Annotated in this window: 14 protein-coding genes; 9 read left to right on the forward strand and 5 right to left on the reverse strand. The window is 66.8% G+C overall.

Going from position 1 to position 12,698, the window contains the following annotated elements:
• The first annotated feature begins 47 nt into the window (after positions 1 to 47).
• The 5 genes from ACHMXB_RS11900 to ACHMXB_RS11920 all read left to right on the forward strand — a co-directional run bounded on the left by ACHMXB_RS11900 (position 48) and on the right by ACHMXB_RS11920 (position 4,563).
• Entirely contained in the window at positions 48 to 506 is a 459-nt protein-coding gene (locus ACHMXB_RS11900) for an Lrp/AsnC family transcriptional regulator (RefSeq protein ID WP_395398527.1), read from the forward strand.
• A 352-nt stretch (positions 507 to 858) separates the two neighbouring features.
• Positions 859 to 1,638, forward strand: coding sequence for a hypothetical protein (locus tag ACHMXB_RS11905; RefSeq protein WP_395398528.1), 780 nt, complete (start codon positions 859 to 861; stop codon positions 1,636 to 1,638).
• 106 nt (positions 1,639 to 1,744) lie between these two features.
• Positions 1,745 to 2,371 (forward strand): hypothetical protein, encoded by a 627-nt coding sequence (locus tag ACHMXB_RS11910; RefSeq protein WP_395398529.1) that lies wholly within the window; start codon positions 1,745 to 1,747, stop codon positions 2,369 to 2,371.
• A gap of 3 nt (positions 2,372 to 2,374) precedes the next feature.
• Entirely contained in the window at positions 2,375 to 3,058 is a 684-nt protein-coding gene (locus ACHMXB_RS11915; RefSeq protein WP_395398530.1) for a class F sortase, read from the forward strand.
• A gap of 380 nt (positions 3,059 to 3,438) precedes the next feature.
• Entirely contained in the window at positions 3,439 to 4,563 is a 1,125-nt protein-coding gene (locus tag ACHMXB_RS11920; protein ID WP_395398531.1) for a glycoside hydrolase family 3 N-terminal domain-containing protein, read from the forward strand.
• Between the two features lie 150 nt (positions 4,564 to 4,713).
• Here the strand turns inward: ACHMXB_RS11920 and ACHMXB_RS11925 are convergent, their stop codons facing one another.
• Positions 4,714 to 5,679: a polysaccharide deacetylase gene (locus tag ACHMXB_RS11925; protein WP_395398532.1), complete on the reverse strand. Its 966-nt coding sequence runs from the start codon at positions 5,677 to 5,679 to the stop codon at positions 4,714 to 4,716.
• A 48-nt stretch (positions 5,680 to 5,727) separates the two neighbouring features.
• On the reverse strand, positions 5,728 to 7,260 hold the full coding sequence (locus tag ACHMXB_RS11930) for a purine-cytosine permease family protein (RefSeq protein WP_395398533.1): 1,533 nt from the start codon (positions 7,258 to 7,260) through the stop codon (positions 5,728 to 5,730).
• Between the two features lie 127 nt (positions 7,261 to 7,387).
• On the opposite strand from ACHMXB_RS11930, the gene ACHMXB_RS11935 reads away from it, so the two are divergent.
• The 4 genes from ACHMXB_RS11935 to ACHMXB_RS11950 all read left to right on the forward strand — a co-directional run bounded on the left by ACHMXB_RS11935 (position 7,388) and on the right by ACHMXB_RS11950 (position 10,935).
• On the forward strand, positions 7,388 to 8,989 hold the full coding sequence (locus tag ACHMXB_RS11935; protein ID WP_395398534.1) for a PucR family transcriptional regulator: 1,602 nt from the start codon (positions 7,388 to 7,390) through the stop codon (positions 8,987 to 8,989).
• A gap of 421 nt (positions 8,990 to 9,410) precedes the next feature.
• Positions 9,411 to 9,755: a PadR family transcriptional regulator gene (locus tag ACHMXB_RS11940; protein ID WP_395398535.1), complete on the forward strand. Its 345-nt coding sequence runs from the start codon at positions 9,411 to 9,413 to the stop codon at positions 9,753 to 9,755.
• Positions 9,752 to 10,147: a hypothetical protein gene (locus tag ACHMXB_RS11945; protein WP_395398536.1), complete on the forward strand. Its 396-nt coding sequence runs from the start codon at positions 9,752 to 9,754 to the stop codon at positions 10,145 to 10,147. Before ACHMXB_RS11940 ends, ACHMXB_RS11945 begins: the two co-directional genes overlap by 4 nt.
• A gap of 92 nt (positions 10,148 to 10,239) precedes the next feature.
• On the forward strand, positions 10,240 to 10,935 hold the full coding sequence (locus ACHMXB_RS11950) for a maleylpyruvate isomerase family mycothiol-dependent enzyme (RefSeq protein ID WP_395398537.1): 696 nt from the start codon (positions 10,240 to 10,242) through the stop codon (positions 10,933 to 10,935).
• Positions 10,936 to 10,979: 44 nt separating this feature from the next.
• Here the strand turns inward: ACHMXB_RS11950 and ACHMXB_RS11955 are convergent, their stop codons facing one another.
• The 3 genes from ACHMXB_RS11955 to ACHMXB_RS11965 form a co-directional block, all read right to left on the reverse strand.
• Entirely contained in the window at positions 10,980 to 11,606 is a 627-nt protein-coding gene (locus ACHMXB_RS11955) for an AAA family ATPase (RefSeq protein ID WP_395398538.1), read from the reverse strand.
• Positions 11,607 to 11,659: 53 nt separating this feature from the next.
• Positions 11,660 to 11,986, reverse strand: coding sequence for a YciI family protein (locus ACHMXB_RS11960; protein ID WP_395405246.1), 327 nt, complete (start codon positions 11,984 to 11,986; stop codon positions 11,660 to 11,662).
• A gap of 405 nt (positions 11,987 to 12,391) precedes the next feature.
• Positions 12,392 to 12,694, reverse strand: coding sequence for a hypothetical protein (locus ACHMXB_RS11965; RefSeq protein ID WP_395405393.1), 303 nt, complete (start codon positions 12,692 to 12,694; stop codon positions 12,392 to 12,394).
• Positions 12,695 to 12,698 lie beyond the last annotated feature (4 nt).

Genomic DNA, 12,698 nt, shown 5'->3' on the forward strand with positions numbered 1-12,698 from the left:
AGATTTGCCGGCTTTATGGTTGCCATATTGCACCCTAAAATGGCCCGGTGAGCAACCAACAAAGGCTTGATGCCATTGATCGAGAAATAATATTGCAGCTTTCTGAAGACGGCCGTCTGACTAACCTCGAACTGGCCCGCAGGGTGGGCCTCACGCCCGCTCCCTGCCTGCGCCGCGTCCAGCGTCTAGAAAACGACGGGATCATCGCCGGATACCGGGCGGTCGTCGACCCGGTCGCCGCGGGACGAGGGTTTTGCGTCATCATGTCGGTCGAGATCACCATGACCGACCGGCAGACCGTGGAAGACTTCGAAACGGCCGTGGCCGCACTTGAGGAGGTGACGGAAGTCCGGCGTGTTTACGGCGTGCCGGACTACATTGTTCGGGTCGACGTGGCGGACGGCAACGAATACGAGCGTTTCCAGACCCAGAAGATGACCAAACTCCCTGGAGTCCACCGGATCATTTCCCATCCCATGATGAAGCTCATCAAGAGCCGGTACTAAGCCGGGCCGGGGCCCTCGCGGGTCCGGGCCTCAAACGCGGCAAGACGTTAGAAAACCGTTAAGATTTGCGCCACCACAAAGGAAATGCTGTCGGGGCGAAGCACGGCACAGTACCGTTGATCCATGCCGTCCTGCGATGGCCCCCAACACCGCAGGGCGGCATTTCCATGCCCTCGGTCGGGGCCCTCCGGCGGTACTTCCGGTGCCGCTCCGGCCGCGCACCCAATGTCGGACAGCGGAAGAAAAGTAAGCCAACTCACTTTTACGCCCATCCGGCCCCTGAGCTGCTCCGAACTGCCTGTGTCCCATCCACGGGAGATCCACCACCACTCGCACGAGGAGAACGCTTCCGATGAACAAGACTTTGCGGCTTTTGGCCGTCCCCACCCTCGCTCTCGGCGCACTCGCCCTGTCCGGCGCACCCGCCATGGCCCACGACGGCGACCACACCTACCAGGCCGCCCTCGGCCAGGTGAACGGCAGCTCCGCCTCTGGCAACGTGACCCTGCACGTCTCAGGCGACCAGGCGCACGTGGTTCTCAACGTGTCCGGCCTCGCCACGACGTTCAACAACGCCCCGTACCCGCATGTGCAGCACATCCACGTCGGCGCCAAGGGCCAGTGCCCCACCCCCTCTGCCGATGCCAACGGCGACGGCGTCATCTCCACCACCGAGGGCGCCCCGGCCTACGGCAAGATCGGCACCACGCTCTCCACCAGCGGCGATACCAGCCCTGCGGCCGGCCTGGACCTTAAGGTCGCTGGCCAGGGCGGCGCCTACACCATCGATCGCAGCTTCCCGCTCAACGCCGAGACCAAGGCAGCACTGCATAACGGCACCGCCGTTGTGGTTGTCCACGGGCTGGACCCCGCAACCCTGAGTGCCGCCGGCCAGGCTGCCAAGAGCGACCTCGTGCCCAGCCTGCCGCTGGCGGCCACGTCGCCGGCCCTCTGCGGCACCCTGACCGCCGGCCAGATGAACATGCCGGTGGGCGGTGCGGACACCGGGGTTGCGCAGACTCCGCAGAAGACCGACGCCGGTGTGCTGGCTTTGGGCGGCGGCCTCGTCCTCGCCGCCGCAGCGGGCGGAACCTACATCGTCCGCCGCCGCAGGGCAGCCGACGCAGCATAGCTTTTCCGGCACGGACTCCGGCGCCGCGGATGCCTTCAGGGCCTGCGCGGCAGCCGGAGTACCCCGGCCGCACCGACGAACCACGCTTCAGGACAGGACGCTGAGGATGATCAGAGCAACGAGAAACCGCAACCGCGCGCTGGTGTCGGTGGTGTCGCTGGCCGTGGCGTCGCTGCTGCTGTCAGGCTGCGCCGCAGCCGCGGGAAGCACGGGGCGGGCTGGAACAGCGAGCGCACCGCCGCCGCCGTCGAGCCGTGCAGCCACGCACTCCGGTGACCAGCACGCCCAAACCCAATCATCCGGCCCCTCGGAGGCCTCCAAAATGGTCTGCGGACAGGAAACCAAGGACGATATTTCCTCCATCCTGGCCCTGGAGCAGGCTCCGCACGCCGTGGACGAATGGGCGGACAGCACCTACACCTGCACGTACCACCTCGCCGACGGCCTGCTCGTGATCTCCGTGAAGGAATCCCCTGCCCCCGCCGCAGCACGCAAATACTTCGACGCCCTGCAGGGCAAGCTCGAAGCGGCACCCATCAAGGGCCTCGCCAACCTCGGCTTCCCGGCGGCCCAGACCCCCGACGGGTCGGTCGTCTTCCTCAAGGACAGCAGCACCCTGCACGTCAACGCCACCGGGCTGCCGCCCGCCGTCGGACCCCAGAAGGTGGCTCCCACCGACTTCGCCTACCAGGTGGCCACCACCATCCTGGCCTGCTGGAAAGAACACCACTGAGCCATGGATTCCTCATTCCAGCGTCAGCGCAGCGCGGCTGTCCTCCTGCTGCTCGGCAGCCTGGTCCTGGCGGGCTGCGGAACCATAGCGCCGTCGTCGGCCCCCACCACAACGGCACCGCCGGCAGCGTCCCCGGCACCCTCGCCGGCACCTACCAAGGCGCCGTCCCCAGCCAAAAGCACGACGGCGGCGGCCGGCCGGACAGCGATTGTGCCCTCGCCTGCCCGGCCGGCCCCCGCTCCCGTGTCGGTGGCTGTTCCGTCTATCGGGGTCCAGTCCCCGGTCGTGAAGCTGAAGCTCCGGGCCAACGGGTCGCTGGAAGTGCCGCCGGACGGGCCGGGCGCGCCTGCCGGCTGGTACTCCGGGTCGCCGTCGCCCGGTGAGACCGGCCCGGCCGTTTTCCTGGGGCACGTCAACGCCACTGACGGCGGTCCCGGCGTCTTCGCCAACCTCCGTGGCCTGAAGACGGGCGCGGAAATCAGGGTGCAGCGCGCCGACAAGAGTGCTGCCGTCTTTACGGTGACGAGGGCGGCCGCGTACCGCAAGAACGACTTCCCCACTTTCGAGGTCTACGGCAATACCAAGGGCCCGGAACTGAGGCTCATCACCTGCGACGGCTACGACCCCGCCACCGGCCTGTTCAACGACAACTACGTGGTGTACGCCAAGCTCAAGTCGGCGGGCTGAGGCAGACGCCCCCTATGGTCCGCCGCCGCACTCCTCCAGCGATCTGCTCGGTGGTTTTGCTAAAAAGGGCTGCTTGGAGCGGCTGCGATGCGGCCCTTCTTGGCAAAACGTTACTCAGCTGGGCGTATCCGGCAGGCGGAAACGGCGTACGCTCGTTGATATATGAGTGCTCCCAGCAAAGCCGTGTGACCATGCATCATCTGAGTAAGTTGGCAGTTATCGGAGCCGGGCTTTTGCTCGCTCTGTCTGCAGCGGGCGGCCCACCCCAGCCCGCAACAAGCAAGCCCCTTTCAGCAGCAAGGGCCGAGGTCCTCCCCGCAACGCCCCGGCCCGCCGTAAGCCATCCTTCAACAAACCAGCCCGCAGCTGTCCCCCATCCCGTGCCAAAGCCCGTCGCCAGCCATACTGCCGCTGCGACGGCGGCAGCCACTCCGGCGGCACCCACTCCGGCGGCACCCACTCCGGCGGCACCCACTCCGGCGCAGCAGCTCGCCCGGCTCACGCTGGCGCAGCGTGTCGGCCAGCTGTTCATGGTGGCCGCAACGGCCACCGGAGCGGACGCCAACACCATGGCCGGCCTCACCAGGTACCACGTCGGCAATGTGTATCTCGCCGGGCGCAGCCGCGCGGGCACCGTGGCGACGGCCGCCGTCGTTCGCCGGATGACGGCAACCGTGTCTGCGGCCACCACCGGCGGCATCCGGCTTGCCGTGGCCACCGACCAGGAGGGCGGCTTCGTCCAGGTCCTCGGCGGCCCGGGCTTCTCGACGATACCCACAGCACTGTCGCAGGGCACCCAGACGACGGCGGCCCTCCAGGCAAACGCGCGCGCGTGGGGAAGCCAGCTGCACGCGGCCGGGCTCACCATGAACCTGGCGCCGGTTTTGGATACAGTGCCGAGCAGGCAATTCGCCCCGCGCAACGCGCCCATCGGCTTCTTCGCCCGCGAATACGGGTTCACGCCGCAGGCGGTCTCGACCCACGGCGGCGCTTTCGCAGCCGGCATGCGCCAGGCAGGCATCGCCCCCGTCGTCAAGCACTTCCCCGGTCTGGGCCGCGTCACCCTGAACACGGATACCACCCGGAATGTGAAGGACACCGTCACCACACGCTCCGACCCTTACCTGCTGCCCTTCAGGACAGCGATACAGGCGGGCACCCGGTGGGTGATGGTCTCGAGCGCCTACTACACCCGCATCGATGCCGGCCACATCGCCCCGTTCTCGCCGCTGATCATGCGGACGATGTTGCGCTCGGACCTGCACTTCACCGGCGTCGTCCTGTCCGACGACCTGTGCAACGCGGCGCAGCTGGCTCCGTGGGCGCTGGGCACCCGGGCCACGAGCTTCATCCATGCCGGCGGAAGCATGCTGCTGTGCGCGAACCCCCGGGCCATTCCCGCCATGTACACCGCGGTGCTGCAGCTCGCCCAGCACAATCCTGCCTTCGCCGCGGAGGTCAACGCCGCCGCGCTGAAGGTGCTGACGGTGAAGGCCGGGCACTAAGGGCGCCTTCAGCAGGGCGGCCGGGCCGCCGATTGGCAATTCGACGCCGGGCGCAGAACGCAGGAGGCGCGAACGGACACTTGGCGCCCCCGCAATGAAGGGCCTCAAGTGTCCGCTCGCGCTCGACTGTCGTCTCTAAACCAAGCCGCGCTAGCTGAGCGCGGGCACCTGCACCTGCCCAGGCTTGAAGCGTGCGCCGTAGCCGGGGGCGGCAGGCACCTCGATCCTCGCGTGGGTGTGCACCTCGGAAACGGTCGCCTTGGTGTGCTCCGCGATCTGCTCCAGTGTGGTCACCCACATGCCATCCATGCCCTTGACCCGCTCAATCAGCCGCTCCAGGGCCACGGCTTTGGACGGCCGGCCCGAGATGAACGGGTGGTTCGTGAGCACGAAGCAGCTTCCCTGCGAGTGGTGCGCCTCCGCCTCGAGGGTCCACATCTCCAGCACCTTCGCCGGGCTTTCGATCACGCCGCTGCCCGTCACGCCGGGGTAGAACGCGTACTGCTCCCAGTCGTCGAGGGTCCAGTCCACGGGGATCTCCACGATGTCGCGGGTGTCGCCGGCGCCGGAGGGAGAACCCGAGGCAACCGACATCCGGTACGGCGCGTCGCCGTCGAGCAGGCTCGAATCGTAGAGGAAGCCGCGGTCCGCGAGCAGCGCCGGGGAGTGCCAGTTCAATTCCCACCACGGTGCCCGGTAACCCACGGGACGGATGCCGGCGACCTTCTCCAGCGCCTCCAGTCCCCGGTCCATGTAGCTCGCCTCGGTGGCGGCGTCGATCCCCTGCATCGGCTCGTGCAGGTAGCCGTGGTGGGCAACCTCATGGCCGCCGTCGACGATCTGCCGCGCCACGTCCGGGTAGCTTTCGGCCGTGAAGCCGGGGATGAAGAACGTCCCGCGGACCTCCTGCCGCGCCAGGATCTGCAGCAGCCGCGGCACCGCCACCTTGGGCCCGTACGACTGGTGGCTCATGAGCGACATGCGCCGGGTGCTGGCGGGGTCGTGCGCGATGACGCACGATTCGGCGTCGACGTCGAAGGTGAAGGACGCTGCGGCGGTGAAGCCGGCCGGCCAGGTGATGGGGTGCTGGGAATCCGCGAAGGCGCTGGTGCTCATGCCGGAGTTCCTTTCGTCAGAGGGCGAAGTGGAGAGGAAGAGAAGGATTTAGTGTTCGACGGCGGGAACCGGCTGGGGTGCCTCGGCAGCGTCAGGTGCGCTGGAAGCAACGGCCGCGGTGCCGCCGTCGGACGTCACCGTCACGTACGGCCGGTGCAGCCGGGGGCCGAGAACCGCGTAGACAGCGGCGCTGGTGAGGCCGCCGGCCAGCCAGGAGAGGTCCCAGCCGCCCAGTGCCACCGCGATCGGGCCCTGCATCACGGGGACCAGACCGTACATGAACAGCCAGGTGGCGAAGATTCCGGCGAGCAGCGACGTCACGCCGGCCCAGTTGACCACCGGCAGGCGGCGGGTGCCGACGCCGTCGAACAGCCGTTCCACGTTGCCGGGCCAGCGCTTCTCCAGCCAGAAGAAGTGCACCAGCATCACGCCGCCCCAGGCAGCCACCCAGGCCACCAGGCCGATCAGCCAGGCGTCCAGCACGGCCGCGAAGTCCTCCTGGAAGATGAAGTAGACGACGGCGATAAGTGAGAAGACGCCGACGAACAGGTTGAGTTTGCGGCGGCTGATGGTGATGTCGAGCGCCTGGGTGGCCACCGAGAAGGTGTAGATGTTCAGGATGTTGGTGGCGATGGGGCCGTGCAGCACCATGAGGAGGACGGGCAGGGCCATGGCGCCGAAGTTCTGGACGATGAGCTTGCCGGGGTCGACCTCGCCGCTGTTGGTGGCGAGGCTGGCGCCCAGGACGCCGAGCCAGACGACGGGGATGAACTGGCCCAGGACCGAGGCCAGGTAGACCTTCTTCTTGGGCACGGTGGTGCTGACGAAGCGGGAGTAGTCGGCGGCGTAGGTGAACCAGGTGATGCCCCAGCCGATGCCGATGGCCGTCATCACCGCGCTCATTGCCGCGATGCGCTCGGAGCCTTCGAGGATGTTGCCTGCGGGGCCGGCGTAGGTCCAGTCGATCTTGAGGCCGAACCACGCGACGGCGGACATGACGACGAGGATGATGATGGTGGGCGGCACGGTCCACTTTTCGAAGGCGGCGATCGCCTTGTAGCCAAACCACGCGATGGCGACCTGGGCGGCCATGATGAACGTGGCGACGCCGATCTTCCAGGCGTAGTTGTGGGCCGCGGGATCCACCCAGCCCAGCGTGCCGAACAGCGCCATGACCAGGTCGAGGATGATCCAGGTGTTCACGGCGCACCAGCCCACCACCAGCAGCGCCTGGATGGCGGCCGGCAGGTAGTTGCCGCGGCGGCCGAACGCGGCGCGGGCCAGGACCATGCCGGTGGCGCCGGTCTTCTGGCCGAGCAGGACGAAGCAGCCGAACAGCAGCATGCCGATCAGGTTGCCCAGGACCAGGACGGTGACGGTGTCGGCGAACCCAAGTCCGAGGTTGATGCCCAGGGCGCCGAGGACCCAGTTGATCGGGGCGAGGTTTGCGCCGGCCCAGATCCAGAACTGGCCGGAGACCTTGCGGGTGCGCGCGGATTCGGGAATGGGCTGGAGCCAGGCTTCGATGTCCTCGGCCTGCTCCATTGCGGGCCCGGACTGCGGTGTTGAGGAGTTGTGCATCGGAAAAGCCTCCGTATGAGGAAGAAGAGCCTCCGTGAAGAAGGGATGAGTTAAGCCTATGTGCGCCACATCACAGCAACAAGGTACGATCCGTCTAAGAGAATCCCCTTTCTTATGACGGAGTGTCATGTTCCTCGACGAAGTCCTGAAGCACCGCAGCGTCACGGCGGCTGACCCGCTCCTGCGCGCCGGCGCCTCCGCCGTGGAGGGCCGGCAGGTGCGGTGGGTGCACTCGAGCGAGGTCCTGGACATCGCTCCCCTGCTGCGCGGCGGCGAGTTGCTCCTCAGCGGCGGCCAAGCCCTGGCCACGGCTTCCGATGAACGGCGGGTGGACTACGTGCGCGAACTGGCGGGCCGCGGCGTCGCCGCCTTGGCCATTGAGACCGGGCCTTCGCTGCCCGACATCCCTGAGTCGATGCTGGTTGCTGCCGAGTCCAACAGCCTGCCGCTGTTCGAGCTCCGCAAGGTGGCGCCCTTCGTGGGCATCATGCAAGAGATCAACTCGATCCTGGTTGGCCAGTCCGTGGAACTGCTGCAGCGCGGCGACGAGATCAGCCACGCCATGGCCGCCGAACTCGCCCACGGCGGCGGGCTGGATGAGGTGCTCGCCGTGCTCGCCGGGAAGACCGGGACCGGCGTCCGCCTGGTGTCGCCGTCGGGCCTGACGCTGGGGAGTGCGGGTTCTACGGGGAGTGCGGGAGCGGCCGACGGCGGCGGTTCCGCCGGCGGTCCGGAAACCGGCGGTTCGGCGACAGTCAGTTCCGGGACCGTTAGTTCCGCAGCCGTCAGTTCCGGGGCAGTAAGTTCCGGGACTTTGAGCACGACGGCGGTCGACGTTCCGGTCCGCGGTGTGCTGGCAGCGCGGCTGGAGCTGGAACTGCCCGAAGGTATCGACCCGACGTTTATCCGGGTGGCGGGCGAACGGTCGGTCGACATTCTTGGCCTGGCGCTGCTGCAGCGGATGCCGCCGGGCCTGAAGGAACTGGCGGGAGCGGAACTGATGCGCGCCGTGCATTCCGGCTCCCAGCCGTGGCGGCTGGAGCAGCTGGGGGCGGCGGCGGGCTTCGCCATCGACGGTCCGGTGGCCGCCGTCATGATTCGTTCCGCCGTATCGGGCCGGTTGCGCCCGGCGCTGGACGCGGTTCTGGCAGGGGCGGTTCCTCATGCCGCGAGCTATGCGGACAAGCTGGAGCTCATCGCGCTGGCCGGCCTCCCCCGCGAGGGAACCAGGGCCGCGCGGTCGTTGCTGATCGAGGCGATGGGCAACCTGGAAGTCCCGGAAGGTTCCGCGATCGCCGTCGGACCGCTGGGGCAGGGCATCGGCGAGGCGGCCTGGTCCATGGCGGAGGCCCGACGGACGCTGGACCTGGCGCCGCGGACAGGCCGTGCCGTCGGTCCTGCCCGGCAGGTGCGGGATGCGGATGCCTTTGCTGCCGAGCGACTGGCTGCCGACAGTATCGATGCCGCTGCCCGCCGAGACTTCGTCCGCAGGACGCTGGGGCCGGTACTGGAGCACGACGAGCAGCGGAACTCGCAGCTGCTGCAGACACTGAGCGTGTGGCTCGACTCCGGTTGCAACACGGCGCAGGCGGCACGCGAGCTGCACCTCGAACGGCAGTCGATGTACCACCGGCTGCAGCGCATCTTCGACCTCTGTGGCGGCGACCCCCGGGGAACCGGCCGGCTGGTCGGCCTGCACTTGGCAACCCGCCTGGCCCCTCTCCCCTAGCACCCCCGAACGCGTCCTCACATCCCGTCGCCCAAACCCACACGCGTCTTCACATCCCGTCGCCTCCCACGCAACGCGTCCTCACACCCCGTCGCCTCCCACCCAACCCTTCCTCACACCCCGTCGCCTCCCACCCAACCCTTCCTCACACCCCGTCGCCTCCCACCCAACCCTTCCTCACACCCCGGCGCCTCCCACCCAACCCTTCCTCACACCCCGTCGCCTCCCACCCAACCCTTCCTCACACCCCGTCGCCTCCCACCCAACCCTTCCTCACACCCCGTCGCCTCCCACCCAACGCGTCCTCACATCCCGTCGCCCAAACCCAAACGCGTCCTCACATCCCGTCGGTCCAGACTTGACGCTAACGAGGCTGACGACGAAGCTTGCCATGCAATCTAAGTAGTGGGACTATCTAGCTGTGCATGAAATCGACTGGCAACAGGAGCTGACCAGGGCAGCTCTGCCACATGCGGTACTCGCGGTGCTGGCCAACGGGGAGATGCACGGCTATGCCATGCTCGAAGTGTTGAGCTCCCGAGGGTTCCCAAAGATTAAGGGCGGAACCTTGTACCCGCTGTTGAAACGGCTGGAGGACCAAGGCCTGGTCGGCCATGAATGGCAGCACGACACAGCAGGGCCAGGACGCAAACAGTTCGCCACCACGGAACAGGGCCGCCGCGAGTTGGCAAGAGCTGCAAATGCGTGGTCTCAGATGGATGAAGTGCTGAAGAACTTTCGGGCAGACAGACAGGAAACTCCATGAAATACGAGCGTGACCTCGCCTTCAATCTCCGGATACGCGGATTCTCGGAACGTGAAATCGCCGAAACGCTGGAAGATGTTCTGGCTCATGAAGCGGCTACAGGGGAGCCGGCAAGAAATGAATTTGGCACCGCCGCAGAGTATGCCAAGCAGTTTCCGAAGAAGAGCCGCTGGTCACGGGGGAAGGTCGTCGGCGCCTTCGCCACGCTGCTGGCCCTCGCGTACGTGCTGCTAACCGTCATCCTGATGTTCGTCGGCGTCGACATCAGGACATATGTGGGTCCCGTATCGCTTATGCCGGCATTGGCGTTGGTCTTCGGCGGGAACCTCATCGGATTTTTTGTCGACTACCTGAGACCGGCCCCGCGGCTAACTCAAGGTGTGCCGGCGTAGACCCTGCCCTCACCTCTGCCCGGCGGCCTCGTCAGTGCATGCGTCCTACAGCACGGAAGCGGCTCCCCGTGCGTGAGCGTTATGCTCGACCAATGTTGCCCGATCGCCACCTTGCCGAACTCACCAGCAGCCTCGGCGCCCTCAAAACCCTGGCGCGCCAGCCAGACGTCGCACTTAAAAGCCCAGTTCCGGCCTGTCCGGGATGGACACTGGATGTGCTCTTCGGGCATCTCGGCTCGATGGAACGGTGGGCTGCCGCAGTGGTTCGTGGCGGCGAGTACGTCCAGGAGCCGGCACCACCAGCGGAGAAAGCAGCAACGTGGTTCCTCGACGGGGCGCCTGACTTTCTGGCCACGATGGCTTCCCTGGACCCCGGGGCGCCGTGCTGGAATTTCGGACCTCCCCCGCGCACGGCCGGTTTCTGGCTCCGCCGGCAGGCGCACGAACACGCCATCCACCTCGTCGACGCGCACCAGGCGTCAGGTCTGGCGGCACCGGAATTCACTGAGGACTTCATGCTCGACGGGATCGACGAGGCGCTGGCGACGTTTGCCCCGCGGCAGCTCCGGCTGCAGCGAATGACCGACCCGGGAAAGGCCGTGACCTTCCGCGTACCCGGCGGCACGGCATGGACTTTCGGAACGGGAGACGCCGCGGCATCGGTCACCGCAGCGCCACAGGACATGTACCTGGGCCTCTGGGGCCGCGCCAGCCTCTCCGAAACGGCCGTGCTCGACGGCGACGCCGGCCTCGCGTTGCGCGTCATCCGCGGTCCGCTCACGCCGTAAAAACGATCCGCCTTTTTCCAAGGCCGGGTGCAGTTTCGCGCCCTTTACCCGCGAGGCTCCAAGGCGTGCGAACTGTACCGAGCGCTTTCGTCTACGGCCCATCGGAGTGGTCCTGCCAGCCACTGCTCCACCTGTTGCTGAGAGCGCAGCCGGACCACCGCTACTTGGGGCGACGTCGCCTCGAGTGCCGAGACCTTGGCGCGGTACTTGAAGCGTGTGAAGATGGCCCAGCGGACAATGTGGTCGGGGTCCGTGAAGAACGTGTGCAATGGCGGCTCCACGTTGCCGTTCCAGAGGACTTCACGCTTAAGACGGCGGCGCAGCGTTCGTCGGACCAGGCGCGGCAGCGTCGTTGTCCAAAAGGGCAGGTCCAGCCACACGACCAGGTCGGCGCGCTCGGTCATGAGTGGGCGCGCTGCGGCATACTGCCATTCGGTAGTCCATGAGTCACGTGCAACCATCGAGCGAACATCGTCCAGGAAGGACTCGCGAGGCACCCAATTGGGTCCGTGGTACAGGGCATCGGCCTCAACGTGGGGTACACCGATGATGCCGGCGATCCGGCTCGCAAGGGTCGTTTTGCCGCTGCCGGCCACGCCTGCAACCGCTACGCGGAATGGGCGACGCGGCAGGGGCTCGTCGTGGGTCAGCACGTTACTGATGTTAACCACCTTGCTGCCTTTCTCAGCGAAATGGGAGTGAGCGTGCGGGAAAAATGGGCAAGCTACTCCCCGAGCGGCCACACCGGCCTGATCTCGATCTGTCCGAATTTCGCCATGGGATGCTTGGACGCCACCTCGATGGCCTCGTCGAGGTCGGCACATTTGATGATGTCGTAGCCCGCGATCCACCCCTGCGTCTCCGCAAACGGCCCGTCCGAGACCACCACTTCTCCCCCGCGAACCGTCACAGTGGTCGCATCCTCAACAGGGCGCAGCCTGTCCCCGTGCAGGGCCACACCGCGGCTTTCCATCTCGCCACCCCATTCCTCAATATTGTCCTCGGCGGCCACATACTTCGGCGCTGTGGGATCGGTACAGATGAAAAGCATGTACTCCACGATGACTCCTCTTAGCTGGCTCCGATCGGATATCCGCAAGATACCCCATCCGGAAGTCCGACGGCGGTGCTCGCCTGGATTTTCCACGTCCAGAAAAAGACGAGCCAGGTGAGGACGCGTCGGGAAAAACCCGACGAAAAGTGAGGACGCGTTGGAAAGGAAGCGACGAAAGGTGAGGACGCGTCGGGAAAAACCCGACGAAAAGTTAGGGAGCGTTGAGGACACGGAAGGGCCCGGCTGTGCTCTCGCGCGGCCGGGCCCTCAGTCATTACTCAGGACTTGTACGTACTGAACTACGGAGTTGGTGCGTCGCTACGCCCGGTGATTGCCGGCGTCGGGCTTCTCCTGCTCGCCACCGCGGACTGCGTGGTGATGGTTGCCGGGGTGGTGCTCCTCCTACTCGAGCTCCAGTTCGTCGGCCGTGGTGAGCCCGGCGGGCAGGTCCACGGTGTGGCGGGGGCCGGTGTAGGTGTTCTTGACCCGGAGCTCCCAGGCGAGCCACAGCACCAGCAGGGTTCCGCCGACAACCAGCGGCGTGTAGTTGAAGTACTTCCACTCGAAGTCAGGGTTCCACGGAGCCCCGAGCGGTGAGGTCGGCAGGAGAGCGATCACCGTGGCCAGTGCAATCTCCACCACGGCGATGGTGCCTAGCCACTTGTAGTTGCGGCCGGGGTGCCAGGACGATGGCCAGGCCGGCAACCAG

Origin of the sequence: Arthrobacter sp. UC242_113 (genome assembly GCF_044054585.1) — a bacterium.
Taxonomy (GTDB): Bacteria; Actinomycetota; Actinomycetes; order Actinomycetales; family Micrococcaceae; genus Arthrobacter.

What these genes read in the sequence shown, in the direction of transcription:
- ACHMXB_RS11945 (WP_395398536.1), top strand. Translation starts at nt 9,752, where the DNA reads ATGAAATACGAGCGTGACCTCGCCTTCAATCTCCGGATACGCGGATTC.
- ACHMXB_RS11930 (WP_395398533.1), bottom strand. Translation starts at nt 7,260, where the DNA reads ATGCACAACTCCTCAACACCGCAGTCCGGGCCCGCAATGGAGCAGGCC.
- ACHMXB_RS11950 (WP_395398537.1), top strand. Translation starts at nt 10,240, where the DNA reads ATGTTGCCCGATCGCCACCTTGCCGAACTCACCAGCAGCCTCGGCGCC.
- ACHMXB_RS11910 (WP_395398529.1), top strand. Translation starts at nt 1,745, where the DNA reads ATGATCAGAGCAACGAGAAACCGCAACCGCGCGCTGGTGTCGGTGGTG.
- ACHMXB_RS11915 (WP_395398530.1), top strand. Translation starts at nt 2,375, where the DNA reads ATGGATTCCTCATTCCAGCGTCAGCGCAGCGCGGCTGTCCTCCTGCTG.
- ACHMXB_RS11925 (WP_395398532.1), bottom strand. Translation starts at nt 5,679, where the DNA reads ATGAGCACCAGCGCCTTCGCGGATTCCCAGCACCCCATCACCTGGCCG.
- ACHMXB_RS11960 (WP_395405246.1), bottom strand. Translation starts at nt 11,986, where the DNA reads ATGCTTTTCATCTGTACCGATCCCACAGCGCCGAAGTATGTGGCCGCC.
- ACHMXB_RS11935 (WP_395398534.1), top strand. Translation starts at nt 7,388, where the DNA reads ATGTTCCTCGACGAAGTCCTGAAGCACCGCAGCGTCACGGCGGCTGAC.
- ACHMXB_RS11905 (WP_395398528.1), top strand. Translation starts at nt 859, where the DNA reads ATGAACAAGACTTTGCGGCTTTTGGCCGTCCCCACCCTCGCTCTCGGC.